General features: G+C 68.1%; 22 protein-coding genes and 1 pseudogene. 13 read left to right on the plus strand and 10 right to left on the minus strand.

Translation table 11 applies throughout. The annotated features are described in order from the left end of the window. Window positions 1–164: 164 nt before the first annotated feature. The 3 genes from OG214_RS37310 (at window position 165) to OG214_RS37320 (ending at window position 3,095) form a co-directional block, all read left to right on the plus strand. On the plus strand, window positions 165–521 hold the full coding sequence (locus tag OG214_RS37310) for a hypothetical protein (protein WP_405987317.1): 357 nt from the start codon (window positions 165–167) through the stop codon (window positions 519–521). Window positions 522–1,258: 737 nt separating this feature from the next. Then, complete coding sequence (locus tag OG214_RS37315) at window positions 1,259–2,485, plus strand: VanZ family protein (protein ID WP_405987318.1); 1,227 nt, start codon at window positions 1,259–1,261, stop codon at window positions 2,483–2,485. 301 nt (window positions 2,486–2,786) lie between these two features. Next, on the plus strand, window positions 2,787–3,095 hold the full coding sequence (locus OG214_RS37320) for a hypothetical protein (protein ID WP_405987319.1): 309 nt from the start codon (window positions 2,787–2,789) through the stop codon (window positions 3,093–3,095). Between the two features lie 433 nt (window positions 3,096–3,528). Here OG214_RS37320 and OG214_RS37325 read toward each other — a convergent pair whose 3' ends face one another. Continuing rightward, a complete protein-coding gene (locus OG214_RS37325; RefSeq protein ID WP_405987320.1) occupies window positions 3,529–4,014 on the minus strand; it encodes a hypothetical protein in 486 nt (161 codons plus the stop codon). 556 nt (window positions 4,015–4,570) lie between these two features. Between OG214_RS37325 and OG214_RS37330 the strand changes: the two genes are divergently transcribed. After that, a complete protein-coding gene (locus OG214_RS37330) occupies window positions 4,571–4,837 on the plus strand; it encodes a hypothetical protein (RefSeq protein WP_405987321.1) in 267 nt (88 codons plus the stop codon). A 190-nt stretch (window positions 4,838–5,027) separates the two neighbouring features. On the opposite strand, the gene OG214_RS37335 is transcribed toward OG214_RS37330, so the two are convergent. Further along, window positions 5,028–5,285: a WhiB family transcriptional regulator gene (locus tag OG214_RS37335; RefSeq protein WP_363084735.1), complete on the minus strand. Its 258-nt coding sequence runs from the start codon at window positions 5,283–5,285 to the stop codon at window positions 5,028–5,030. A gap of 317 nt (window positions 5,286–5,602) precedes the next feature. Here OG214_RS37335 and OG214_RS37340 point away from each other — a divergent pair, with 317 nt between their 5' ends. Next, window positions 5,603–5,938 (plus strand): hypothetical protein, encoded by a 336-nt coding sequence (locus tag OG214_RS37340; protein WP_405987322.1) that lies wholly within the window; start codon window positions 5,603–5,605, stop codon window positions 5,936–5,938. Between the two features lie 135 nt (window positions 5,939–6,073). Here the strand turns inward: OG214_RS37340 and OG214_RS37345 are convergent, their stop codons facing one another. The 3 genes from OG214_RS37345 to OG214_RS37355 all read right to left on the minus strand — a co-directional run bounded on the left by OG214_RS37345 (window position 6,074) and on the right by OG214_RS37355 (window position 9,125). Further along, complete coding sequence (locus OG214_RS37345) at window positions 6,074–6,472, minus strand: hypothetical protein (RefSeq protein ID WP_331746043.1); 399 nt, start codon at window positions 6,470–6,472, stop codon at window positions 6,074–6,076. Continuing rightward, a complete protein-coding gene (locus tag OG214_RS37350; RefSeq protein ID WP_331746046.1) occupies window positions 6,469–7,317 on the minus strand; it encodes an IS5 family transposase in 849 nt (282 codons plus the stop codon). Before OG214_RS37350 ends, OG214_RS37345 begins: the two co-directional genes overlap by 4 nt. A gap of 941 nt (window positions 7,318–8,258) precedes the next feature. Then, on the minus strand, window positions 8,259–9,125 hold the full coding sequence (locus OG214_RS37355) for an alpha/beta fold hydrolase (protein WP_405987323.1): 867 nt from the start codon (window positions 9,123–9,125) through the stop codon (window positions 8,259–8,261). A gap of 339 nt (window positions 9,126–9,464) precedes the next feature. Here OG214_RS37355 and OG214_RS37360 point away from each other — a divergent pair. Next, a pseudogene (locus OG214_RS37360) lies at window positions 9,465–10,302 on the plus strand (IS5 family transposase). Between the two features lie 17 nt (window positions 10,303–10,319). Beyond that, on the plus strand, window positions 10,320–10,649 hold the full coding sequence (locus OG214_RS37365; RefSeq protein ID WP_405987324.1) for a hypothetical protein: 330 nt from the start codon (window positions 10,320–10,322) through the stop codon (window positions 10,647–10,649). A 96-nt stretch (window positions 10,650–10,745) separates the two neighbouring features. Here the strand turns inward: OG214_RS37365 and OG214_RS37370 are convergent, their stop codons facing one another. Then, window positions 10,746–11,651, minus strand: a complete 906-nt coding sequence (locus OG214_RS37370) for a hypothetical protein (protein ID WP_405987325.1) — start codon at window positions 11,649–11,651, stop codon at window positions 10,746–10,748. Window positions 11,652–11,999: 348 nt separating this feature from the next. On the opposite strand from OG214_RS37370, the gene OG214_RS37375 reads away from it, so the two are divergent. Further along, the gene (locus OG214_RS37375; protein ID WP_405987326.1) at window positions 12,000–13,682 is read left to right on the plus strand and encodes a serine/threonine-protein kinase; all 1,683 of its coding nucleotides are present in this window, start codon (window positions 12,000–12,002) and stop codon (window positions 13,680–13,682) included. Window positions 13,683–14,093: 411 nt separating this feature from the next. Here the strand turns inward: OG214_RS37375 and OG214_RS37380 are convergent, their stop codons facing one another. Then, the gene (locus OG214_RS37380; protein WP_405987710.1) at window positions 14,094–15,005 is read right to left on the minus strand and encodes an EamA family transporter; all 912 of its coding nucleotides are present in this window, start codon (window positions 15,003–15,005) and stop codon (window positions 14,094–14,096) included. Between the two features lie 166 nt (window positions 15,006–15,171). After that, window positions 15,172–16,434 carry an MFS transporter gene (locus tag OG214_RS37385; protein ID WP_405987327.1) on the minus strand — a complete coding sequence of 421 codons (1,263 nt, stop codon included), beginning with the start codon at window positions 16,432–16,434 and terminating at the stop codon, window positions 15,172–15,174. An 81-nt stretch (window positions 16,435–16,515) separates the two neighbouring features. Between OG214_RS37385 and OG214_RS37390 the strand changes: the two genes are divergently transcribed. Further along, window positions 16,516–17,544 carry a winged helix-turn-helix domain-containing protein gene (locus tag OG214_RS37390; RefSeq protein WP_405987328.1) on the plus strand — a complete coding sequence of 343 codons (1,029 nt, stop codon included), beginning with the start codon at window positions 16,516–16,518 and terminating at the stop codon, window positions 17,542–17,544. Between the two features lie 164 nt (window positions 17,545–17,708). Continuing rightward, window positions 17,709–18,998, plus strand: a complete 1,290-nt coding sequence (locus OG214_RS37395) for a DUF4241 domain-containing protein (protein ID WP_405987329.1) — start codon at window positions 17,709–17,711, stop codon at window positions 18,996–18,998. 162 nt (window positions 18,999–19,160) lie between these two features. Here the strand turns inward: OG214_RS37395 and OG214_RS37400 are convergent, their stop codons facing one another. Further along, a complete protein-coding gene (locus tag OG214_RS37400; protein WP_405987330.1) occupies window positions 19,161–20,477 on the minus strand; it encodes an MFS transporter in 1,317 nt (438 codons plus the stop codon). A gap of 136 nt (window positions 20,478–20,613) precedes the next feature. Here OG214_RS37400 and OG214_RS37405 point away from each other — a divergent pair, with 136 nt between their 5' ends. The 3 genes from OG214_RS37405 (at window position 20,614) to OG214_RS37415 (ending at window position 23,908) form a co-directional block, all read left to right on the plus strand. Beyond that, on the plus strand, window positions 20,614–21,549 hold the full coding sequence (locus OG214_RS37405; RefSeq protein WP_405987331.1) for a LysR family transcriptional regulator: 936 nt from the start codon (window positions 20,614–20,616) through the stop codon (window positions 21,547–21,549). Between the two features lie 74 nt (window positions 21,550–21,623). Continuing rightward, entirely contained in the window at window positions 21,624–22,277 is a 654-nt protein-coding gene (locus OG214_RS37410) for a class I SAM-dependent methyltransferase (protein ID WP_405987332.1), read from the plus strand. 104 nt (window positions 22,278–22,381) lie between these two features. Then, window positions 22,382–23,908 (plus strand): carboxylesterase/lipase family protein, encoded by a 1,527-nt coding sequence (locus OG214_RS37415; RefSeq protein WP_405987333.1) that lies wholly within the window; start codon window positions 22,382–22,384, stop codon window positions 23,906–23,908. A 235-nt stretch (window positions 23,909–24,143) separates the two neighbouring features. Here OG214_RS37415 and OG214_RS37420 read toward each other — a convergent pair whose 3' ends face one another. Beyond that, window positions 24,144–24,977, minus strand: a complete 834-nt coding sequence (locus OG214_RS37420) for an NAD(P)H-binding protein (protein ID WP_363084072.1) — start codon at window positions 24,975–24,977, stop codon at window positions 24,144–24,146. Window positions 24,978–25,139: the final 162 nt, after the last annotated feature.

Consider the following 25,139-nt stretch of genomic DNA (forward strand, 5'->3'; position numbering starts at 1 on the left):
CGGCTACCTCGATGAAGCACCGACGACCGAGGCGAAGCTCTGGACCGCGTACGCGCTGCATCGCCTCACCGGCGACGCGGCGGAGACCCGGGCGATATACGACACCCTGGGGCGCCCCCCGGGTCGAGGTAGCTGGTCTGGACGAGGAACTTCGCAGCGCGATCGTGCATGAGTACGCGAGCGGCTGCGAACGACAGAGCGATCCCCGGTGGCGTATCGAAGCCCTCTGCACCGAGCCACCCACGCGCCCCGATCAGGACGAGCAACTCTGCCGGGCGACAGGCGCGCTGACCGCGGCGGGCCTCGCGCCGAAGCACCCTGTCTCCTGTGGCGAGCACAACCAGCAGGGCGATGGGACGTACCACGTGATCGAGTTCGGTGAGAGCGAGCTGTTCATCAGTACCCTCGGGCGGTTCGCCACCGGCTACGAGGACGACTTCACGGCCCGCCGAGCCCTCGAATCGGCAGGCTTCCACCCGGCCGAGACCGGCGGTTTCCCGCAGCAGAGTCGGCGGTGGTGATCGGATAAGTCAAACGGACGGGGGCACTGGACCCGCGCTGACGCGGTCGCGACCGTCGCCACCGCCGCGGACTTGCTCGGCCGATGGGAAGACCTGCCGTGACACCGTCGAACCGCCACGGCGACGGACCGCACAGAGAATCCCGTGCGGCCGGTCCGTCAACTCTCCGGGGCCTCACCGGCGGTGACGGGCACCCTATGCGAACACGAGGCGTCCCGGGGTGCGGGGCATTCACCAGCCGTTCGCAGAGCACGAGATTTTCGGGCCGGCCGGTCAGGGCGTACCGGCCGTTTGTGGCGGGCACGTGCAGGTCACCGGCGGGGCCAACGGCGACCTGGTGGAGGAACTGGCGAGCGAGATTCCTCCACGCTGATCCCGTACGGGCGCACGAGAGCGCGCAACCGCTGGGCATCAACAGCCCCGAGCGCCAGCTCACCCCTCAACCCGAGCCCCTCATCACAGCGCTGCCGCGTCGACTGCTCTTGAAGGGCACGCAGCTGGGCACGCGCCATGTCCAAACCTCGATAAGTTAACAAGTTGAACCGTGGGGCTCGTCGCGCTGTAAGTGTGCGGCGATCCCTCACCGCACACTGGAGAGAAGAACGTTGCTCACAGCAGTCTTCCGCGGCCATGAAGGATTTATTGTGGTGGGCTTACTGCTCACCATTCTCGGTGGGTGGATCGCCTACCGCATGGCACGTTCCCGAAGCCGGCGACCAGTTACATATGCGTGCTGGATGTCTTCTGTCGTCAGTCTGGTGGCCCTGACCATGTGGACGACGGGAGGAGGAACGGGAATTTCTGAATGTGTAGTCAACAAAGACGTCATGGAGCCGTTCCGGACAATTCAAGGCAGGCTCAATGCCGGAATGTTCGTTCCCTTCGGACTGTTCGGAGTAATGGCAACCCGGCGTCCCGCGGTGACGCTGGGTCTCGGTCTCCTGCTTTCTGCGGGAATTGAGACCATGCAGGGAACTGTTTCACTCGTCGGGCGACTCTGCGACACCTCCGATCTGGTGGCGAACTCTGCCGGGGTGGTCGTAGGAGTGCTGATTGGTGCTGCCCTCAATGGACTGGGCAAGGATCAGCAACCTCTTTCGGGCCGCAGTACGCGAGGAGCAATGGTCGCAGTAGGTCTTGGTGCAGTTGTCCTTGGCGGAGCATGGGGACTGTTTGTTTCACCGAGAGTGGTGGAACGTACGGTGAGCGATATAGGCGCGTCGCAGGCTCAGGAAGAAGCTATTGCCTCCGCCGTGCGACACACATTTGGAAACGAGTATGCCGTTGGTTCGGTGCAGTTCACGCCCGGCGAAGATGGCCAGGCAGGGACCATTATGGCTTCCCTCGCTAGAACTGGGAGCGGAGGCGACGGGGTGGCAGAGCTGAAGTGGCCAGGAAAGGAGGAGTTCAATGTCAATCTGATCCCGAGCCGCGTGGAGGAAGGCCATGGATACTCGGTGGATGGAATACCGGCGAGGGCGGATAAGAAGGAAGACGCCGAACGTATGGCAACGAAGTACGCCGAGCGCCACGCATCATGGGGTCTGGATAATTCTGAAATCACGGTCGAGCCGGTTGACCAAGACCAGGATTCCGGCTGGATGGTGAGCTGGCGCAGGTGGAATGGGAAGGTTCTTCTCCCGATGAGGCTTGACGTTCTGATTGAGCCCAGCGGAAAACTTACCGATCTGATGACGAGGAACATCCCTGACCCCGAATTGCCTCCTGTGAAACGCTCCGAAAAGGAGGCTTGGAATTCTCTGGAGGAACACTTCTCGCTGAAGGGTGAAAAATTTGAAAGGATGGAGCCCGCACTTCTTGCTCAGCAGAGAGATGGCTCATGGCGGGTAAACTGGCTTCTCGCGCTGAAGACCGAGAAGACATACTATTCGGCGACTGTTGACGCTACGACAGGGAGAATGTACACGCCGGAGGAAAGGCCTGTGAATAGCGTCGACGGATAGATAAGCGGCGGCGTACCGTCGCACCGTCATCGGTCCGGGCCGGCGACGCGCTGCGAAATGGATCCCCCGGGGTCAAGGACCACTGCCGGCGACGTCGTGACGAACACCGGGACTGGTACGCGGCCGCCCCGCGCAACCTCTTCAATCGGATACTCGGACAGCTCTGTCGCTGCGTGCAGCAGCACACGCTCTTCGACGAACTGGTCGCCTTCCCTTCCTCATCCGTCCCAATGGAGAAAGCGGCAGCGTAACGTGCTCAGATCGCTTGCCGAGACCGGTCTCAGTGGCTGACGATTCGCAGATGAGACCCGAGGTCCAAGCATTCGTTCACACCGGCCCGCTTCCTGACGTGGATGCCGGCGAAGAGGAGATCGACAGGCGCGTGGAACAGCTCCACGCGATTTGCGGGCCGGTGACGGCAGAGGAGGCCAAGGCGCTGGTCCCTTGCTTTGGTCCGGACGACTGCTACGGCGCCGCCTGGACACTTCTGCATCTCATCGAGACAGGACCGAACCCCGTACTGACGACTCAGCCGGACCCGGATGGCAACGAGTGGCATCACCGGCTCTACAACCGGGCGGTGTTCGGAGGTCTCATCCAGACGCCTTGACGAGTTGGCACCGTGAGGCGTCTCTGGGCTGCTTACGCTCGCTGTCCGTTTCTGGGTGTGAGGTGCAGGGACGGTATGCGAAAGGGCGCGACCGGCACGGCGCAGACGAAGTTCAACGAGCAGATGGAGGGGAGCGCCGAGACGGTGGCGTTCGGCATCGGCCAAATCCTGGCCGGCCGCGACCTGGTGCCGGCGTACTGCTCGAAGTGCTTGGCAGAGTACGGGCGAACGTGGCTCAGCTGTCGCTGTCCCACTGCGTTGGAGCAACCCGTCTTTCGACGTGGCCGTGCCCGACATGCTGGGCCACGCCGACGCTGTCGCAACCTCCTGCGTGCGCCCGCCTCCTCATACGGTGAGAAGGCGGGCGGCACGGTGGGCGGGAAAGAAGGGGTGGGGTGGTTCCGGTCCGGTTTCGGGGTTCTTCGGGTTGTTTCTACGCGTCCTGGATATCGATGATCTTGCCACCGGGGGTGGGGACGGTGTAGCGGACCTTCGTCGGATCGCTGCCGCGCCAGTACTGGGTGACGATCACCGTGGTCGTGCGGGGGTTGCTTGCTTCGAGCGAGACGGACCGGTCCCGCGGGATGTTCTGGGCGCGGAAGACGGGGTCGGCGGAGTGTTCGTCGGCCCATGCGTCGAGCCGCGCGTTGAGTTGGGCGGTGAGGAATTTGTTGCGAACCTCGCGCGGGTTCGTGCTGGGGTTGGTGCCCCCGACCGCGCTCTTGTACTGGTCGAAGAACGCGGTGACTGTCCGTACCGCGCCGTTTTGGGCCGTGGTCGCGGGTGCTGTCGCCGAGGGGGTGCTCGCCTGAGTGGGCAGGGCGGCGGGCGCCGCTGCGGCAGCGGTGGTTCCGGCGTAGAGAGCGAGGGCTGCCGTGGGGGCGAGGACGAGTGCGGTGATTGGGGTGAACTTGCCCATGGTGGCCTTTCCGGGGAACCGAAGGTCGGTTTCCCGTGGCAAGGGTTTCCCGAGCTAGGTGTCCTGGATGCCCCCGCGGCCTGCGTGAACGTTCCTTTACGGCCGATATGCCCGTAACGGCGGAGCGCAGGCGGGGCGCGGACGGGGGCGCATCCGCCGCCGGGATCTGCGCCCGCTGCGCGGCTGGCGCGAGGGTGAGATCCGGCTCACCACCACCGGCCGGGAGTGTGGACCAGTCGGGGAGTCGTTTTGGCTCCAGGCCACTGCTCTCCCAGTCGGTCGTCCTGCTGGATCAGCCGTTGACGGTGCGTCGACCGGCGGCCAGGTCGGCGGCGAACCAGCGTTGCCGGGAGGCGGTTGACTACCGGTCGGTGATCCCCATGAGTGGGGAGAGAAGCGCCCCTGCGGCGTAGCGGTCCAGGCCGCAAGGTGGAAGTCCCATCGCCGGTCAGCGCGCTGGAGCATGGCCGCCGCAGGGTGTACTGTCCCCTCGCCATCACTCCAGGGGGGACAGATGAGACGGTGGTCAAATGAAGGTCCGGACGGTCCGCATCCGATGACCCCAGCTCTGCGGGTGGAGATCAGATCAGATCTCGCCCAAGCGCGGGGACGGATGATCTGGGGGATCGTGCTGGCCGTTCTGGGTGCCGCGGTGGCCATCTGGACGTTCCACAGTGGTAACGGACAGATCGTCATTCTTGGCGGCGGCCTCGCCTTGGGCTTCGTGGTGTTTCTGAGCGGCTACACCTGGGACATGCGCATACGGCGGTATCTGAGCAGGCACGGCGTCCCGATCGAAGCCGTGAAAGACCCGCACCACTGATCGCGAGAAGGCCCGGCGCTCCAGTCTCGGACACCAGCGGGGTGGTGCTGTGGGGTGGGCGCGAAATCGCCCAGTGCTCCAGTCAGACGGGGGCGGAAGTGAGACTCGGGGCGCTCTTTGGGCGTGGGCGACTCAGCCCGTACCGGAGGGAATGGTACGGGCTGAGCAGGCAACGGGCAGACCGGAAAAATCAGTTGGCGGCAACCGTCTGACGGCGGCGGGCTGTACGACGCTTCAGCGCTCGCCGCTCGTCCTCGGACAGCCCTCCCCAGACACCCTCGTTCTGCCCGGCCTCCAGTGCCCACTGAAGGCACTGTTCCATGACCGGGCAGCGGCGGCAGACGGCCTTGGCTTCCTCGATCTGGAGGAGGGCCGGACCCGTATTGCCAACAGGGAAGAACAGCTCGGGGTCTTCCTCCCGGCAGATCGCGTTGTGACGCCAGTCCATGACAAGTCCTCCGTTCATTTGTTCGTGTTGATCGATCGTGTTGATCGCGGCCGCTCTACGGGGCCGTCTCCTCGCGTCTGCCCCGTGGAGCGGCAGATCCGCACTCCAATCAGAAACGGCGGGCCCAAGCGGGAGCATGGCCAGGGCCGGGGCGACGCGGGGAATCGACGTAGGCCAGCCCCTGCAGGAAATCGAGTCTGGCGCAGCGAACGACGGTCTGCACTTCTGCGACTTCCGTGCGTACCACGAACTCAACCGCGAGCGACGACACCCCTGACTTGATCACCTCTCCGCGTAAGTTCAGAGAAAGTCGACGCATGAACCCAGCAGACGATCACCCGGACGCGGTCGTTCTGAGCGCCGAAGAATACGACGCAGTACGTGCAGCCATCACCGCCGTCGCTCGCCCCCGGGCCGGCGGACAGCAGCCCACGCTCAACTCTCTGCTCGAACAGTGGAGCGACATCGTTGCGGAGCTGGAACAGGAAGGCTACTCGGACTGCGCACCCGAGTTCCACAACAGCATCTGGTGCCGAAGCGCCCTCGCGAGGATCTGGCCGCTGCTGCCCCTGCGCGTCCAGTCGATCAGACAGCCCGAACTCGACCGCATCGACGAGCGATATCGCCAGGCCACAGTTCCCTGGCCTGGCTGACCTGAGGACGGGGCTGGGTGGTGGGCCCGGCGGGTTCCCCGTCGCCTGGAGGTCGAGGCCTCAGTGGGCGGTTCGTAAGGTGATGTCCTTTTCTGGCTGAGGTGGGAGCAAGGACGCTGGTGGAGGTTCGGTCGGCTATTGCTTTCGAGCGAAGTTGCCGGTGTCGGCCTCGGTGAGGATGCCGAGTTTGACCAGGCGTTTCAGTTTGGCGCGGGTGCCTTCGACGTTCTTCGGCAGCAGTTCGTGGCCGAGGGCTTCGCAGACGTCCTTGGCCCGTAGCGGCCCGGTCGTGTGGTTGAAGGCGGCAAGGATGCGGGGGTAGTCCGGATGCTCGGGCAGGTCCGGCGCGACGGCCGGGAGCCGGTCGGCAAGGCTGGTGACGGTCTTGCGGGTGATCGCGAGGTGCTCCAGGTGCATCTCGGCCTCCCGCAACCGGGTCTGCAGGCCGTCGATCTGCGCACGAAGGTCGTCGGCCAGGGCCCGGGCGGCGTCTTCCTGCAGGTCCAGGGCATCGAGCAGGGGCCGGAGGTTCACGCCGCCACCGCCGCCGTCTCGCGCCAGGTGGGGGCGTTCGCGCCGGTGAGGCGCCGGGTCATGACGTGGGTCATCGCCCAGTAGACGCGGGAGACGGAGGAGGACGGGCGGTGCTCGTAGTCGCGGACCAGGCGCCGGTGCAGTATCAGGATCCCGTAGGTCTGCTCGACCCTCCACCGCTTCGGCTGCGGCACGAACCCCTTGACCTGCGGGTTGCGTTGGACGATCTCGACGTCGATCCCCAGGCCGGCGCCGTGCGCGACGACCTGGTTCTTGAAGCCCTGGTCGACCAGGGCTTTGCGGACACTTCCGCCGGCGTGCTCGGCGACCTGGTCCAGCAGGAGATTTCCCGCGGCGTTGTCGTGGGTGTTCGCAGCGAGGACGACGACCGCGATGACCAGGCCGAGGACGTCCACGGCAAGGCCCCGCTTGCGGCCGGGCACCCGCTTGGCCGGATCATGGCCACTCGTGGAGACGGGGACCCCGGCGGCCACATGGACACTCTGGGTGTCCAGCACCACCAAGGTCGGGTCCTCTAATCGTCGGGCGCGTTCGCGGACCTGGCAGCGCAGGAGTTCATGGATGACCTGGTCGGTCCCGTCGTCCCGCCAGGCGGCGAAGTAGTAGTACGTCGCGCTCTTCTGCGGCAGGTCGTGCGGGAGATAGGCCCACTGGCAGCCGGTCCGCCCCTGGTAGAGGATCGCGTTCACGATCTCCCGCATGTCGTACGCGCCCTGGTGGCCGCTGACCGAGCGGTGCCGGCCCTTCCACGCGGTGATCACCGGCTCGATCAACGACCACTGCTCGTCCGATAAGTCACTCGGATACGGCTTGCGTTCACTCACCCGAACACATCACCAGATCAACAACCGCGGACCGGCAGATTCCGCCCCGCTGCCACACCATCAGGCGACAGCAGAACCACTCAAAGACTCACGAACCGCCCACTCAGAGCACCGCGAGGGGGACTGGCCCTTGGGCTGGGAAACAATGCCATTTCCCAGGCCGGCGGCCAGTCCAGATCATCACCTGGGGGTGACCTTGCTCGAATATGCCCGGATCAACGGAACTGATCTGCCGCGAAAGTTGATCACGGTTGTGGATGGTCATGTCTCGTGGGACGGGATGATCTGACGGCCAGTCAGCGGGCTCGGCTTGAGGGGTTGCTGCCGTTCGGCAGGATGGCGGGTCAGCCACCGACCTGGACGTGGCGACAGTTGATCGACCCTATACGGCGGCGGACTCGGACTGGTGCGCCAAGGGCCTGATCACTTGGGATCTCAGTTTCGACAAGGACGACTGCTACGGACCCTGACGCCGATCCCGACCCTGCGCCGCGATCCGGCCGTGCCTACGCCGAACTGGTCGGCGGGCCACTGGGACGGCCTGCTCCTTGACCTCATCGGCTGGACGCCGGACGAGATCGACACTAGCGCCTCCTTCCAGACAGAACTCGGGCACCTCCGCGCCGACGGGGCGTGCGTTGTACGATTCGCGCCCCGGCGACCCGGCCCGCTGGGACTGGTCCGGCGACAGCCCCTGATCTTCCCGTACTTGGGACACCGGCCGCCTGCTGGTACGGCCGCCGTCGTACGGCCACGCCACCGCACGGCGCGGGCCCGGCCCGGCCCGGCCCACGCGACCGGGCTCCGCGGTGGTCTGTGGTGTTCTCGACTTTCCGCTTTCCGCCGAGCGTCTCGCCGAACCGTACGGCTGTCATGACTCGTCCGGGGGCGCGCGCTCACAGCGCGGCGGCCTCCTTCAGGCCTGAACCCCTGCTGCGCTCTCAGGTGAGGACGCGGCCGAGGAATCCGTGGATGTAGCCGCTGATCGCGTCGAGATGTGTCTCCAGGGCGAAGTGGCCTGCGGGCAGGAGGTGGACTTCCGCGTCGGGGAGGTCGCGGGAGAAGGCTCGGGCGCCGTCCGGCCCGAAGATCTCGTCCCGCTCGCCCCAGACCGCGAGTGTGGGCACCTGGCTGGTGCGGAAGTACTCCTGGAGCTGGGGGTAGCCGTCGATGTTGCTCGGGTAGTTCCGGAAGAGCGCCAACTGGACCTCGTCGTTGCCGGGCCGGTCCAGCAGGGCCTGGTCGTGCCGCCAGTTGTCCGGGCTGACCAGACTGGTGTCTTCGGCTCCGTTCTCGTACTGCCAGCGGGTGGTCTCGGCGCTGAATTTCGCTCGTGCGCCGCGTTCGGTGTCCGGTCCCGGAGAGGAGGCGTAGGCGAACAGGTCGTCCCAGAAGGGTTGGGCGAAGCCTTCCATGTAGGCGTTGCCGCTCTGGGTGATGATCGCGGTGACGTCGTAGGCGGGGTTGAGGGCCAGTCGCCAGCCGATGGGGGCTCCGTAGTCGTGGACGTAGATCGAGAAACGGCTGATCCCTAGCTTGTCGAGCAGGCCGGCGGTGATCTTGGCCAGGTTGTCGAAGGTGTACGCGAACTCGTCGGGCTTGGGCATGGACGACTCGCCGTATCCGATGTGATCGGTGGCGATCACGTGATAGCGGTCGGCGAGTGCGGGGATGAGGTGGCGGAACATATGGGAACTGCTGGGGAATCCGTGCAGGAGCAGGATGACCGGCGCGTCGGCGGGACCGGCTTCACGGTAGAACACCTGCTGGCCGCCGATTGTCGCCGTGCGGTGGTGGGTGGGGGGCATGTCGACCTCCGGGGAATTCCCCGAGCGTATGGTGCTTCCGCGTGACATCCCGGGCAAGCCGAGGGGCCGAGCCGCTGCGGCTCCGCAATGCCCTCCAGGCCGCGGGCCCGGACTGCCACACCCCAACGCTAGACACAACACCGGGCAGTGGCCACTCAGGACAGCGGCCTCCCGCACTGCTGGCTTTACCTACGCTGAGCTGGGGATCTTCCGCTGCCTGGACCGCCGTCACACTGAGCGGGTGGTATGTGACGTGATGTCGCATCTGTCGTCGCTGGAACGTGTGGCATCGCGGCATCTCCGCTGCTCGGGAGGCTCGGGAGCGCTGGAGTGTCACCCGTGAGCGACCGCCAGTCCTACAAGAGCGACTTATCCGACGAGCGCCGGGCCCTGATCAAGCCCGTGGTGACCTCGTGGAAGGCCCGGCACCCCTCAGTCAGCGGCCACCAGGGCAACTACGACATGCGGGAGATCGTCAACGCCCTGCTCTACCAGTCCCGCAGTCCCGGACCGGTTGCCAGTGGGACTACCTCCCTCACGACCTGCCGCCCGCCGGCGCGGTGAAGTACTACTTCTACAAATGGCGCGACGACGGCACCGACCAGACCATCCACGACCTGCTGCGCTGGCAGGTCCGGGAGAAGAGGGGCCGATTAGCCGACCCCAGCCTGGTGGTGCTCGACACCCAGAGCCTGCACGCCGCCGCGGGGGTCCCGGCCGGCACGACCGGACGAGACGCGAACAAGAAGGTGCCTGGTCGCAAGCGGGGCCTTGCCGTCGACGTCCTGGGCCTGGTGATCGCGGTGGTGGTGCTCGCCGCCTCCGTCCACGACAACGCCTTCGGCACCGTCCTGCTCGACAAGGTCGCAGCGAACACCGGCACCGTGACGAAGGCCCTTGTGGACCAGGGGTTCAAGAAGACCGTCGTGGACCACGGGCAGCAGGTGGGCATCGAGGTCGAAGTCGTCGCGCGGAACCCGGCCGATGTCGGGTTCGTCCCGCAGTCCAAGCGGTGGATCGTGGAGCAAACGAACGGGATCTTGATGCTGCACCGCCGGCTGGTGCGCGACTACGAGCACCGGACCGCCTCGGCCGAGTCCAGGGTGTACTGGGCGATAAGCGACCGGTGTCGAGGATGCTGACCGGCCCCTCCACCCCTGCCTGGCGTGGAGCATGACCGGTGGAGAGCTGACTTTGGGGGCGGTACTTGTTCGGCTGGAGGAGCGGGAGCGTGAGATCGCCGCGCAGGCTGAGGCGGCTCGGGAGAAGATCGCGGAGCTGACAGCATTGTTGGACGGGTTCGACACAGCCGCCGAGGAGATCCGGGACACCCGCAAGACACTGCTGGAACTGCCCGATCCACCCCCGTCCGAGCCGCCGGCCGCGAAACTGCCGGACCATCCGGCCTACCAGCAGATCATGGCGGTCTTCGCCGCGGCCAATGCCCCGCTGCGGGCGCGGGCGGTGTGTGAGGCGATGGGCGTGGAGATCGCGCGCCCAACAGCATCAACAACGTCCGCCTGAAGCTCAAGCGGCTCGCCGAGCGGGGAATCCTGGCCGAGACCGAGCAGGGGCTGTTCACCCTGCCGCGACCGTAACCCCCGTCCCGGGCACCGGGCATCAGCTCGCGCGTCGCCCTGTGAGCAGGTCCTGGTACGACTTGGACTGGAGCTGCAGGGGTGGAGCCAGGTCGCCAAAGGACTTGCCGAAGGCTTGCGGCGACCGCGCCAGTTCCATCAGCACCTGGTCCGCTGCGTCGTCGCCGGCAAGGTTGGGCGCCAGGGCCGCGCAGGCCCGAACGCCTGCATGCGGGTCAGCCAGCCAGGGGCGCGTGTCGCCGTCGAGGTGGCCAATGGCGATCACAATCGTCGCCAGGTCGTGCGAGGAATCGGCGGCCCGGGCCATCGACGTCAACAGTTTCAGCAGCTCCGGACGTTGCGCGGAGGCCGCGGGATGCCGCGCCAGTGACCCGACAGCTGCGGCGGCGCAGGTCCTGCGCCTGGCACGTTCCGACGCGAGGTGCGGCAGTGTTCGCCACAGGAGCGCGGGAACCAGGTCGAAGCAGGCGAGCGCCGCCTGATCGAGGACGAGTTCACCCAGACCCGTGCCGTCCCGCCACATCCGGGCCCTGCCATCCGCATCGGTCGACACGTACTCGGCAGTCCAGGCCCGCAGCTCCGGTGTGCGGTCCTTGACCCGAGCACGGATCTCCGCAGCCCGGTCTCCGAAGTCGGCGGCGACGCCGATCTGGTACAGATAGGCGAGCATGGCGTCGGGCAGCGAGGGATCATCCGGCCCCAGCAGCGGATTGTCCAGTAGCTCGGCGACAAGCATCGCGGTGGGCGCCGTCGCAGGCCAGGCCTTGCCCTCGCGGCGAAGCGTCTCCGACCACAGGTGTGAGTACCCGTCGACGAAAGCCTCCGCATCGTCGCCGAGGAGAGCTGCCAGATGCCGCGGCGTGTCGCCGGCGGGGCCCGAGGCATGGAAGAGGCCGGACCAGTCCACGTCATCCGTACGGTCATCCACAACGGGGATGGTGCCACAACACCTCGACGGGCTCACACTGACCAGACTCACTCCGGATCCGGGACATGTTCACCCAGCCCCGCTCCAACCAGCCGATAGCACAGGCAAGTTGACGTGATCACCAGCTACGAAAATCTTGGAAGAGCCTAATTCTTGATAGACCCGTAGTCGAGGCGTGAGAGCTGGAAGCGGAGCTTGCGGCGGGCGGCGGGCAGGTGCAGCGCGTTGGAAATTCGGCGCCTGGTACCGCGACGCCTCGCACAGGCGGCTGTGTACCTGTGGCCGCATGGGCCCGCAACTGCCAAGATTCTCTGACCGTCCAAGTGCACTATTAAGTGGGGGTGTTGGGTGCAGTCGCTGACGGCTGAGGATCCGCGGCGGGTAGGTGCGTACCGGCTGCTGTACCGCCTTGGTGAGGGCGGCATGGGGCGGGTGTACCTCGGCCGGTCGCCGGGCGGTCAGACGGTGGCGGTCAAGATGGTGCATGCGGGAATGGCCAGTGCGCCGGGCTTCAGGGAAAGGTTCGCGCGGGAGGTCCGTGTGTCCCGGGAGGTCTCCGGGCCAGGAACGGTGCCGGTGCTGGCCGCCGCCGCGGATGCCCCGATTCCGTGGCTGGCCTCCGCCTATGTTCCAGGTCCGTCCCTCGCCGAAGCCGTCCACGACCACGGACCGCTACCCGAGCCGTCCCTTTGGCGGCTGCTTGCCGGGCTGGCCCGAGCCCTGAGCACGGTGCATGGGTGCGCTCTGGTACACCGCGATCTCAAGCCGACGAACGTTCTGTTGTCCTCGGACGGGCCGTTGCTGATCGATTTCGGGATCGCCCGGGCAGCCGACGACACGGCCTTCACCGCAACAGGCTCGGTGGTGGGTTCCGCCGGCTACATGTCACCAGAACAGGCACATGGGGAGCAGGTGGGCCCCGCGAGTGACATCTTCTCGCTCGGGGCGGTGCTGACCTTTGCGGCCTTGGGGAGCGGCCCGTTTGGGAACGGCTCGCCACCGGAACTGCTGTACCGGGCTGTCCACGATGAACCGAACCTGAACGGCATGCCGGAGGACTACGCCGCAGTGGTGGGCGACTGTCTGGCCAAGGGGCCGGCGGACCGTCCCTCTCCAGAAGACCTGCTGGCCCGGGCAGAGGAACACCGTACAGACGAGCCCTGGCTGCCCGGCCCTCTTGTCCTGGCGATCGCCCGGAAAGCAGAGCAGCTCCTCAGCGTCGAGGCTGAGGACGACGCCACAAGGGCGGGGACAGGCGGCGGGCCACCGCCTAGTACAGCAGTGATCACCGAGGCCGACTCCGGTTCCCGGCCCTGGACTCCGCCGTCGTCCGCCCAGCCCTCGTCCATCCCGCCCCCATCCGGGCGGAGCGCGTACCTGTCGGGCTCCGCCACACCGCGCTCGTACGCGCCTCCCGCGTACCAGCCACCCGCACAGCCCCGCCCGGCAGGACCGAGGGCCGTGCCGGCTCATCCCGGGCCACGGCAACAAGTGTGGGTGAACCCGTGGGTGCGGCGCGGACCGCTGAGCCACCCGCTGCTGAGCCTGTTCGGACTGGCGCCCGCGACCGTTCTGCTGGTGACTGGGTCCAGCCTGAAGGCGATCGCTCATGATCACACGAGTAGTTCGCTGGAGCTGGGGGGCTGGAAGGACCTGACCGAGTGGGCGATGACGGACGACGGATGGCGGCTGCCGTTGACACTGCTCCTCATCGTCATGCTGATCGTGCTGCAGTACTTCCGCGCCCGGCTTGAGCAGTATCCGGTGGCCGTCACCCGGAGCTGGAATGTGGCCATCGGGTGCTTCTGGCTCCTGTTGACGGGGACCGTGATCGCGAACTTCCTCTGGCTCATGGGGAGGGCCGCGGGTGCCGAGGAGGACGCGGGAGACGGCAGGCTCCTCCTCCTCAGGGGGCTTGTGTCCGCAGTCCTGATGCTGGACGGCCTCGTGACGGTACCGGTCGCGGTGGCGGCCTTCATCCGGGTGCTCCGCGGCGTTTTCGGCGACGTGGCGCGTCCCGTCCATCCCTGATCTGCCTACCGGCTGCCAGATCGTGGCGCCCCTGACCCCTCACGCGGACACCCGACCCGCCAGCCTCACTCAACCCAGTCACGAATCAGACATCAACTTTCATATCGCCCTCTGACGACTCGCCGTCTCACACGAGGTGAAAGATCCTGAACCGACCGCACGTCTTCAGGAACCGCGAATTGCTGGTGGACCGTGGGGTGCCGTCCGGGAGACGCAGCAGCCACTCTGTCTGTTGTCACTCGCTGTTGATCCATTGCCACCTCGCTGTTGCCACCCGTCGGAGCGCCGACCCGCCGACCTGCCGACCCGCCGAAGCGTCAACCTGCCGACCCGTCGACCCGCTGAAGCGTCGACCCGTCGGAGCGGCGCGGGGGACCATCTGTCGGACGGCCCGACTCATGAAGCCCGAGGTCAGACGTCCGCGCGGGCGCCGCGTGTGGCGCCCACCGATGCCGCCACCACGCACAGCACCGCGATCCACTGCGACCAGTGCAGTGACTCCTGGAGCACTATGAGACCGATGAGTGCCGCCATTGCTGGTTCGAGGCTCATCAGGATGCCGAACACGCGCGGTGGGATCCTGCGCAGTGCCTCCAGATCCAGCGAGTACGGGATCACCGACGACAACAGTGCCACGCCCAGCCCCGCGACCAGGACCCACGGCTGAATCAGCGCCGTTCCGCTGTCGGCCACACCGAATGGCACGGCCACCAGTGCCGCGACGGCCATTCCCAGAGCCAGACCGTTGCCTTCCGTGGTGTGGCGGCCCAGCGCCGCGCCGACCAGGATGTACAGGCCCCAGCACGTTCCCGCGGCGAGGGCGAACAGAAAACCGACAAGGTTGAGGTCGCCGCGTCCCTCCAGCAGCAGGACCACACCGCCTGCCGCGAGCACGGCCCAGAAAGCGTCCAGCCATCGTCTCGACCCGGCCAGGGCCACTGTCAGCGGCCCGAGGAACTCGATGGTTACCGCGATCCCCAGCGGGAGCCGGGCCAGCGCCTCGTAGAAGCACAGGTTCATCGCGCCGAGAATCACGCCGTAGCTGAGCACTACCGTCCACGTGCGACGATCCATGCGCAGTGACGGCCGCCACAACAGCATCAGCACCGCCGCCGCGAAGAACAGTCGTAACGCGACTGTCCCGAAGCTGCCCACCGCGCTGAACAGGCTCTTGGCCAACGCCGAGCCCACCTGAACGCTGACGATGCCGAGCAGTACCAGCGCAGTTGGCGGGATCGCGCCGAAGGTACGTCCGGTCAGCGCGGTCAGCGCGGTCACGGAGAAGCGGGGGGACGGGCCGCGTTCATTCCTGTCGATGTTCATGGTGGCCACGCGTGGATTATCGACGATCGGGCGCCGCGCGTCACGTGGTTAAAGTGCCTCCGACGGGGCGGGAACAAGGATCTGGAAAATTCTCGTTCTCGCTGGTCAGAGACGCTTTCTGCGGAGCTGGCCACCTGTCGGACAGTTTGCCTCATGAAGCCCGAGGCTAGTCCGTGGTGGTGGGTTCCGACAGGACGCCCGGGTGAGTGCCGGGGACGTCCGGGTGCGTGCCGGGGGCGCCCGGGTGCGTGCCGGGGGCGGCCCGCTGTCGTTCGTCGTGCCTTCCCAGCGCCGCGAGGGTCAGGGTCACGGTGACCGATCCGGCCGCGATCAGCGTCATCGCCGTGGCCGGGGACGTCAGTTGGGCCAGCGTGCCCGCGAGGACAGCGCCTACGCCCTGCATGGCGGCCATACCGGTGGCGTGCAGACCGAGGGCTTGGCCCGCGAGGTCGTCAGGGGTGAGGGACATCAGGCGTTCCTGCAGGACCAGGCTCGCGGCGAAGCCGACGGAGGCGACGGTGACGGCCACGGCCGACAGCGCAACTCCCGGCCGCAGGACGAAGAACAGATAGGGAACCGCCAGCAGCAGGCGCAGCGGGGTCGCGAGACGGGGGCGCGACGCGGGCGGTACCAGGCGGCCCACCGCCATGTCACCCACGAACATGCCCAGTGCCCCGAACGCGTACAGCGTGCCGGCGGAATCGGGGGCGTACGAGACGTAGAGCGAATCGCTGCCGACGATCAGGCCGTTGGGGATCCACAGACCCAGGTACGTCAGACGGCGGGGGCGTGAGGACCACAGGAGGGCGTTGGTGCGCCAGGTCGCCGAGAAGGACGGGCGGCCGGAGGAGCGCGGCGGGCGGGCCGTGAGGCCCAGGCGGGTGACGAGGGCCGACATCACGTACAGCGCGGCCGCCAGGAGCAGACAGGTCCGTGGGGACAGGTGCGCCAGCAGTGCGCCGCCCGTCGCGAAACCGGCCATCTGCGTCAGGCCCCAGAGCATGTTGTACACCGAACGGCCCAGGACGTAGCCGTCCTTGGTCAGGATCTCGTTCAGCAGTCCCCCGCGCACGCCTCCGCCCAGCGACGCGACCAGGCCCTGGAGGAGTACGACGGCGAAGACCGCCCAGACGGGCAGGCCGGGCAGCGCCAGCACCGCCGTGCCGGCCGCGAAGGCGAGGGCGAGGGCGGACAGGAGGGCGCGCGGGGGCAGGCGGTCGGCGCCCGAGAGCAGGAACGCGCCGCCCAGCAACTGCGCCAGCTGCGGGCCGAACATGCTCACCGCCGACAGGAACGGCGAGCCGGTGGCCCGGAAGACCAGCGTGCCGAGGGCCAGACCGCCGATCGTCTGGGCCGCGGCGACAGTGGCGAAGGAGAACAGGAACGGGGTGAACTCCGGGGTGCGGAACAGGGTTCGGTAGCTGCGCATGCGTAGGAGTCTCGGAGCGGGCCGGTGGCCTTGTGTATTGTTTCGCCGACACGCGAAAGGTCGTACCCGAAGGTCGTACCCATGGGCTTGTGGCAGATCGACACCGACACCCTCGCCCGCAGCCGGTTCGTGCTCTCGCCGTTCGCCGAGACCTTCGCGAGCCTGAAGCTGCTGCACGCGGGGACCGGTGCCCATCCGGGCGAGGAGGCCTGGCTGCGGGCGCACCTGTCCGGCTACCGCGCGCGCCTCGCGGCCGACCCGGTGGCCGCGCTGGTCGCGCGGGTGGCGCTCGGCACCTCCTGGATCGCCGACTTCTTCTGCCCCACCTCGTGCGAGGGGGAGAGCTTCGAGGAGACCGTGGCCCGGGTGCGGGCGACCGGACCCGAGGAGGCGCGGGCCAACCTCCGCGTATGCCTCCGGGGCCCGCTCCCCGCCGCCCTGGAGCGGGACGACCTGCCCGAGCGGGCGACCGCGCTTCTGACGTATGTCTGGGAGGAGACCGTACGGCCGTACTGGGAGCGTCGGCGGCGCGTCTTGGAGGCCGACATGGCCGCGCGGACCGCGCGGGTGAGCCAGGGCGGCTGGGCGGCCGTGCTGGACTCCCTGCAACCGGGGACGCGTTGGCTCGGGGAGAGCCGGTTCCAGGTCAACGTGAACGCGTATCCGCCGCGGAAGATCGCCGCCGGGGCCGAGCTGCTGTTCATGCCGGTGACGCCGAAGAACGGGTGGGTGTCGTGGGAGGGACGGGAGCGGTACGCCGTCGTCTACCCGTGTCTCGGGGTGCTCGCCGAGGACCACGACCGGCGGCCCGCCCCGGCCGGGCTCGGGGCGCTCATCGGGTCCTCGCGGGCCGGACTGCTGATGCTGCTCGGGACTCCCATGAGCACGACCCAGCTGGTCGCCGTGACCGGGCAGGTGCTGGGGTCGGTGGGCAGGCATCTGCGGGTGCTGCTGGACGCGGGGCTGGTGGAGCGGCGGCGGGCCGGGCGGTCGGTGCTGTACGTGCGGACGGCGGCCGGGGAGGTGCTCACGGAGGCGTCCAGAACCAGAACCGGTACCAGAACCAGAACCGGTACCGGTGACCGGAAGCCGGAACCGGGGACCCACTAGGCACTGCCCCGGCAGATCACGAACGGAGCCAGGCCTCGCCCTCCGCCATCGGGGTGTCCTGCCCGGCTCGCCTACGGCAGACCCTCTGTCGGAGGCGGTCACTAGGGTGATCCACGGAGCGGACGGCGTAGTGGGAGGCAGTGATGACCGAAGTGCGGAGCGACGTGCTCGTCGAGGCGTTCTACGGCGACGGATGGGACTCCTCGAAGCGTTCGACAGTCCGCCCGATCTCTCGAGAGGAAGCCGCTCGCCGAGACGCGGCGGGCGAGCCGTACGCCGTCGTGCTCGCCGCCCTCGGGCAGGGGCTTCCTGTCGCTGTGCTGCATGTCGCCTGGACCGAGCACTACCTGGGAATCTGGCGGTTCGACTCCCTGGGCCGCCGAGTGTTCGAAGCCGACCTGCGCAGGCTGGAGCCGGGGCGGCTGTTCCTGCGCCATCTGGCCGAGTGGCGATACGAGCAGCAGGATCTCCCTGATCTCCCTGATCTCCCAGATCTCGCGGACGAGACCTGGAAACGGACCATCGATCTGTACCCGGACGGGAAGAACAGCCAGGGCCTGTACCCGCGTGGCAGGCTCGGCGGCTCAACGCACACTCTGGTCGACCTGCCGCGCGACCTGTGGTGGCTGCCGGTTCCGAAATTCGGTTGCTGGGAGAGCCTGCTGACAGCACCCCAGTTCGGGTCGCGGGGAACGTTCAAGCTCGTCGAGGAGACTTCAGACATCGCGCTGCGGCCGACCACTGGTGCGGCGGAGCCTTTCGGCTGGCGGCCACCGGTGCCGGCGGCCGCGCCCTGGCCTGACGAGTTGTTCAGTCCCGGATCCAGGTTCGCGCACCGGCACCGGTCGGAGCCGCTCACCATCGAGCAGGTTCGAACGGTGACCGACATCGCCTTGCCCACCGGACAGTTGTCGGTCAGTGACCCCTCCTATCTGCCCAACGGCGCCGAGCGCGACCCACTGGTGATCGAAGTTCCGCCCGGCGTCTACCCGGTGCAGGAGACTGGCGCCAGCTACGAAGACGAAATGTTCGGTGACCGCTTCACTGTCCGCGACACCTATGCCGTGCGTCTGCTGGTGAGCGAGAAGCGGACTGCCAACTGGACCATGGCGGTCCCGCCGGGCGAGGACGTGAGGTTGCTGCGTGACGGCGAGTACTTCGGCTTCGGCGTCGACTCCGCCACCGGATGCTTCGTCGACTCCACCGCTCGAACCGAACTGGGCAGCCGCTACATGCGGGCCCTCACCGTCGGCGGCGGCGAAGACGTCCACGACACCGACGAGGGCTACATCAAGGTCACCGATGACGCCACCGGGGCCGAGCTGGTCACCTTCATGCTGGGCGGAGACGGCGTCCACCCGGTCTGGGTGGGACGCGACGACACAGGTGAGGTCACGGCGGTGGTCGTGGCGGACAGATTCGAAGTCGGCTATCTGGAACCGCTGACCCCATGAGCTGGGGTATCACGCGGAGCTGGGGTATCACGCGGCGAACACATGAGCTCGATGGGACGCCTCCCGGCAGGCGAGTTTTGGACAACCGGCCTCCATACCGGGTCATGTCCACGCCGGGTCATGCCCGCCATGACCTCCGCTACGGCGCCCCCCGGCGGCCCGTCAGATGCGGGTCGGTGCCGGTTCCGGTTCGGAGGGATGCGCCGTCGCGCGGCGGGGGAGCAGCAGTGGGGTCGCCAGCAGGAGCACACCGGCGAGGCCGATGGCCGTACGCGGGCCGAGCAGGCCGCCCAGCACGCCCCAGACAGCCGTCAGGAGCGCGGTCGAGGCCTTGGTCGTCACCGCCCAGGCGGACAACGTACGGGTGACCCGGTCGCTCGCGGTGCGTTCGAGGTGGTAGGTGGCGTGGACGGGGTTGAAGATCCCGCAGCAGAAGATGAGCCCGAACTCGACGCCCATCACCAGCAGCAGCCCTCCGGTGCCCGGCCCCAGGAAGGCCAGGCCGACGGGCCAGATCGCGCGCAGCGCCCCGGTCACGACCAGGACCTGGTGCTGCCCGAACCGGGTGACGAGCGGCCCGGCCAGCCGCGAACCGAGCAGCCCGCCGATCGAGGGCGCGGCGAAGGCGAGACCGTACTGCCACGGTGCGAAGCCGAGTCGGCCGAGCATCAGGACGGCCAGCAGCGGCGAGGCGGCCATCACCAGGCCGTTGAACAAGGCGGTGTTGAAGAACAGCGGACGCAGCGCCGCGTCGGCGAGGATGTACCGCCAGCCGTCGAGCAGGTCCCCGGCCCGTACGCGCGCGGCCTCCCGGCGCTCGGGCCGCGGCTCGTGCCCGCCCATCGCGCGGATACCCAGAGCCGAGAGCAGGTAGCTGACCGCGTCGGCCACCACCGTCGCCACCGGACCGAGGAGCCCGATCGCCGCGCCGCCCAGCGGTGGTCCGATGATCGTGGTCGTCCAGGCCGTGGACTCGAACCGGGCGTTGGCGACGAGCAGGTCCTCGGCCGGCAGCAGCGTCTTCAGATACGCGCCGGAGGCGGCGCGGAAGGTGATGTCGGCCGCCGCGACGACGACCGAGACCAGCAGGAGCTGAAGGAAGGTGAGCACGCCGAGCGCGAATGCGACGGGGATCGTCAGCAGCGCCGCGAACCGCGTCAGGTCCATCGTGATCAGCACCGGCCGCTTGCGGCGGAACTCCACCCAGGGGCCGAGCGGCACCGCCACGGCCGCACCCACCGCGGCCCCCACGGAGGAGAGCGCGGCGACCTCGGCGGGTCCGGCGTGCAGCACCTGGATGGCGATCAGCGGGAACGCGCCGAAGGCGAGCCACGTGCCGAGCGCGCTGGTCCCGTACGCGCCCCAGAGCCACCCGAACCGCCGCCCCAGCCGATGTCCGAGCAACTCTCCGAGCCGATGCCCCAGCCGATGTCCCAGCCGATGGCCGAGCAGCTCTCCCAGCCGGTGCCCGCTCCTCATGCCCGCCGCCCCCCTCGCCACTCACCCGCACAACCGATCCGCGATCGGAAGCATCAAAGCGAGCACCCCACGCTGGGATCAAACAACCGAAGGACCGCCTGGCCACAACCAACGGTTGTACCCATAGGGTTTCGATATGGACCTCGACACCGTCCGGACCTTCGTCGCCGCCGCAGACGCGGGGCAGTTCCAGGAGGCCGCCGCCGAGCTGGCGGTCACGCAGCAAGCCGTCTCCAAACGCATCGCCGCGCTGGAGCGCAATCTCGGTGTGCGGTTGTTCACCCGCACCGCGCGCGGCGCCGAACTCACCATCGACGGACAGGCGTTCCTGCCCCACGCGCGCGAGCTGCTGCGCGTCGCCGAGCGCGCGGTCGCGTCCGTGCGCGCCGGCCGGCGTCCGCTGCGTGTCGATGTGATCGCCTCGCGCGGCGCGGCGGCGGGACTGCTGCGAGGCTTCCACCGCGCACACCCCGGGATCGACCTGGACGTGGTGATGCTGTTCGACATCGAGACGGCCGTCGCCGCCATCCGGTCCGGTGCGATCGACGCGTCCTTCCGCGCCGTCGCCGTGCCCGGCCGGCCCCTTCCCACGGACATCGAGTCCGTCCGGGTGCTCGACGAGCCGCTCCAGCTCCTCACCGGCCCCGCCCACGCGCTGGCGGGCGCCCGGTCGGTGCCCCTCGCTCAGCTCGCCGGGCACCGGATCTGGATGCCCGGCATCATCCCCGGTACCGAGTGGGCCGCCTACTACGACGACCTCGTCGCCGAGTTCGGCCTCACCATCGAGGCGACCGGCCCCAACTTCGGCTCCGACGCGCTCCTCGACACCATCGCCGACACCCCGGCCCTGGCCACCTTCATGGGCGAGCACACCCGCCTCGTCTGGCCCGCCGGCCACGGCCTGCGCCGCATCCCGGTGACCGACCCGACCTCCGTCTACCCGCACTCGCTCCTCTGGCACCGCGACAACCCCCACCCAGCGCTGGCCACCCTCCGCGCCCACCTCGCCGCCACAGCGACCGGCCACGACGCTGCCGGGACCTGGGTGCCGGGCTGGGTGATTCCGCGCTGAACGCCGCCGCGTCTTCGAACGTCCTGGCCGGATCGACGGACGGTTACTCGGGGGCAGGAACTACTCTCGCGAGCATGGTCGAACACGATGCCCTCAGTGCCACCCGCGAGGCTTACGACGCCGCTGCCCCCACCTATGCACAACTGTTCCGCGACTCGCTGGGTGACAGACCCCTGGACCGCGCGATCCTGGGTGGCTTCGCCGAGGTCGTCAGCGCGAGTGGTGACGGGGGAGGCCAGGTCGCTGACCTGGGGTGTGGGCCAGGTCATGTCACCGCTTATCTGGACGAGCTGGGGCTGACGGCGTTCGGTGTCGATGCCTCTCCTGAGATGATCAAGCTGGCTCGACAGGCTTACCCGGGCCTGCGGTTCGACGTGGGCTCGATGGCCGCGTTGAACATCGCTGACGGTGAACTGGGCGGCGTACTCTCACGTTGGTCCATCATCCACACTCCGCCGCGAGAACTCCCCGTCGTCCTTGCGGAGTTCCACCGTGTGCTGGCACCTGGCGGCCACCTTCTGGTCGGCTTCTCCGCAAGCGCCGGTCCGTCCCATCCGACGCAGGTCTTCGATCACACAGTCGCGCCGGCCTATCGGTGGTGGCCTGATCATCTCGCCACGATGCTGCGCGAGTTCGGGTTGGCCGAGGTGGGACGGATGGTTCGCGAGCCTCAGCCAACGGACCGACGGCAGTTCCGGGAGATCCAACTGCTCGCCAGTAAAGCCTAGGGTCTCTCGTTTGGGTCTGGCTCGGCTCGCGTGCCCTGGCACCGCGCCGCGCCGCGTTGGGCGACGGCTCTGCGCCGCGGGAGGCTGTGCGAGGCTTGTGACGTATGGGGGACAAGTCACGGGCGAGGTCGGTTTTCCGGACGACGAGTGGCCGGCTACGCGGCAGGCGATCGGTCGACGGCGTCACAGCTGTGCTCGGTATCCCGTACGCGGCTCTGCCTTTCGGCTCCCAACGCTTCCGCCGGCCGCGGCCTGTCGCCGACCCGAGCGCGACGCGTGACTGCGGGAACTTCGGGCCCGTCGCGCCGCAGTCGGCCGTGCTGCCCGGCTCACCGGTGTGGCGCCCCGGGGACGAGGACATCCTCACCGTCAACGTGTGGGTACAGGAGCGACGGGACGGCGGCCCGCTGCCGGTGCTGTTCTGGATCCACGGCGGCGCCTACACTTTCGGCTCCTCCGCGCAGCCCGACTTCGACGGCGCCGCGCTGGCCCGTGCCGGAGTGGTCGTGGTCAGCTGCAATTACCGGGTCGGCTTCGAGGGCTTCGGCCATGTGCCGGGTTTCCCCGACAACCGCGGACTGCTCGACCAGGTCGCCGCTCTGCGCTGGGTTCGGGAGAACATCGCCGTGTTCGGCGGAGACCCCGACAGAGTCACGGTCGCGGGGCACTCCGCCGGAGCGGGATCCGTCGCCTGTCTGATGGCCATGGAAGAGGCGCGCGGGTTGTTCCGGAGGGCCATCACCCACAGCGCGCCCAACGCCTTCTTCACCGTCGAGGTCGCCGCGGCGATCGCATCGAGGATCGCGGCCGAGGCGGGTGTCGCCCCGACGGGCGACGGGCTGCTCTCCGCCTCGCCGGGGCGACTGGTCGCCGCCTCCGACAGGGTCGCCGGACAGTGCGCGGACGATCCCGTGGTGGCGGTCCAGGCGTACGATCCGGTGGTCTTCCAGCCTGTCGTCGGCGGTGATGTGCTGCCCGTGGATCCGCTCCGCGCGCTCGCTGCCGGTGCTTCCCGCGACGTGGACCTCCTGGTGTGCCACACCCTGGAGGAGTACTGGTTCCTGCACGAGATCGGAGGCGTGCGGGAGGTCACCTCGGAGCCGGAACTCGTGGACTTCGTCAACGCTCTCGGTCTCCCCGCCCGTTTGGCCGCCGGTTACCGCGCGCTGACGCCCGACGCTCCGGTGCTTGACCGATACCTCGCGCTCTTCGGCGACGCGCGGTTCGGCGAGTACGGCAGTCGGCTCGCCGAGTACCACGCGAGCGCCGGCGGACGAGCGTATCTCTCCCGTTTCGCCCGCAGACGCAAGACTCCGGGCGGCGAGGCCAGGCCGTGGCACACCGCCGACATACCGTTCGCGTTCGGCAACCTGGACGCGGAGGGCGCCGCCTTCCTCATCGGTGGCACCCCCGATGGCACCCCCGACGAGCAGGACCGTGCGCTGTCGCGCCGAATGCTTCGCGCATGGGCCGACTTCGCGGCCTGCGGTGACCCGGGATGGCCTCCGGTCACCGCTGATACCACCCCCGTGAAGGCCTGGGCCGTTCCGGGCGACTACGTGACCGACGACGGTACCTCCGACGTACGCGCGCTGTGGCGAGGAATCCCGTTCGGCCTCCTGCGACGGTGAACGCCTGACGTCGCTGTCGTACGACGCCGACGCCGACGCCGACGCCGACGCCGACGCCCACGCCGTACGACCGGATGTCGGAGTGCGGCCCTTGGCTCCCCGACCGCGTACGGATGAACGTCCTCAACGGTGAGGCCGGCCCCGCCGAGATTGGCTGATCTCTGCCCCACCCCCTGCCCCGACGGCCGGCCGTCACGCTGTCGGGGCAGGATGAACGTGCTCAGGATTGGGCGGCTCAGCGGAAGGCGGTGGCGTTCTCCGAGGCCCATTGCCGAAACGTCCTGGCCGGGGCGCCGATGATCTGGGGAACGGTGTCGTGCACCGTGAGCAGCTCGTCGTTGACGTCGCCTCCCGTCAGATCGAGCACCGCGTCTGCGGCTTCGTCGCCCAGGAAGACGGCCATCTGACGATGGGCTTCCTGGCGGCTGATCTCGGCGAACGGCACTTCTCGCCCCAGTACCGTCGCGATGGTCTCGATCTGCCGCCGGGCCGTGATCCGCTCCGGACCGGTCAGCGCATAGGTCCGCCCTTCGTGACCGGACTCGGTCAGTGCCACCCGGGCCACCGATGCGATGTCCGCGGGGTGGATCGTGGGGAGGCCGATGTCCGCATAGGGCACGCGGACCGTTTCCTGCTCGCGGATCGTTCCCGCCCACCACAGGGTGTTCGAGGCGAACTGCGTCGGCCGCAGGATCGTCCACGTCATGCCGCTCTCCTTGAGCAGCTGCTCGACAGTCAGGTTCTCGCCGGCGGGGCCCAGGTGCGGATGGGTCTGAACCGTAATGGACGAGACCAGCACCACGTGTTTCACGCCCGCCCGCCGGGCCGCCTCGATGATCTCGGCGTCCGAACCGATGCGTGACACAAGAAACAGTGAGCGGACCCCCTCCAACGCGGGCTTCAGCGACGCTGTGTCAGCGAAGTCACCCGCAACGGCTTCGACCCCTTCCGGGAACGCGGCCCGTGCGATGTCACGGGTGAGACCCCTCAACGGTCCGGCGCCGAACGCCTGGAGCTCTTGCAAGAGGGTACTTCCGATATTTCCGGTGGCTCCGGTCACGAGGATCAAGAGGTCTTCCCCTGTCATCAGTCGGTGATCAACACGCCGTGACGTTAAGACCTCAATCGAGCTTCAGGTCAAGCGGGATCGGTAGCACGATGCTCTTGTGGGCGCGGCCCCGTTACTCCTGGCCTGACCGCCCGTCGGCCGTACGACTGCCGTCTCATCGGG

This window comes from Streptomyces sp. NBC_00872 (genome assembly GCF_045161915.1).
In the GTDB taxonomy this organism is placed as follows: domain Bacteria; phylum Actinomycetota; class Actinomycetes; order Streptomycetales; family Streptomycetaceae; genus Streptomyces.

Coding starts and splice junctions, on each gene's coding strand:
- OG214_RS37405 (WP_405987331.1), top strand. CDS start 20,614: ATGGACCTCGACACCGTCCGGACCTTCGTCGCCGCCGCAGACGCGGGG.
- OG214_RS37325 (WP_405987320.1), bottom strand. CDS start 4,014: ATGGGCAAGTTCACCCCAATCACCGCACTCGTCCTCGCCCCCACGGCA.
- OG214_RS37330 (WP_405987321.1), top strand. CDS start 4,571: ATGACCCCAGCTCTGCGGGTGGAGATCAGATCAGATCTCGCCCAAGCG.
- OG214_RS37385 (WP_405987327.1), bottom strand. CDS start 16,434: ATGCGCAGCTACCGAACCCTGTTCCGCACCCCGGAGTTCACCCCGTTC.
- OG214_RS37380 (WP_405987710.1), bottom strand. CDS start 15,005: ATGAACATCGACAGGAATGAACGCGGCCCGTCCCCCCGCTTCTCCGTG.
- OG214_RS37410 (WP_405987332.1), top strand. CDS start 21,624: ATGGTCGAACACGATGCCCTCAGTGCCACCCGCGAGGCTTACGACGCC.
- OG214_RS37315 (WP_405987318.1), top strand. CDS start 1,259: ATGTCTTCTGTCGTCAGTCTGGTGGCCCTGACCATGTGGACGACGGGA.
- OG214_RS37340 (WP_405987322.1), top strand. CDS start 5,603: ATGAACCCAGCAGACGATCACCCGGACGCGGTCGTTCTGAGCGCCGAA.
- OG214_RS37320 (WP_405987319.1), top strand. CDS start 2,787: ATGAGACCCGAGGTCCAAGCATTCGTTCACACCGGCCCGCTTCCTGAC.
- OG214_RS37400 (WP_405987330.1), bottom strand. CDS start 20,477: ATGAGGAGCGGGCACCGGCTGGGAGAGCTGCTCGGCCATCGGCTGGGA.
- OG214_RS37390 (WP_405987328.1), top strand. CDS start 16,516: ATGGGCTTGTGGCAGATCGACACCGACACCCTCGCCCGCAGCCGGTTC.
- OG214_RS37355 (WP_405987323.1), bottom strand. CDS start 9,125: ATGCCCCCCACCCACCACCGCACGGCGACAATCGGCGGCCAGCAGGTG.
- OG214_RS37415 (WP_405987333.1), top strand. CDS start 22,382: ATGGGGGACAAGTCACGGGCGAGGTCGGTTTTCCGGACGACGAGTGGC.
- OG214_RS37335 (WP_363084735.1), bottom strand. CDS start 5,285: ATGGACTGGCGTCACAACGCGATCTGCCGGGAGGAAGACCCCGAGCTG.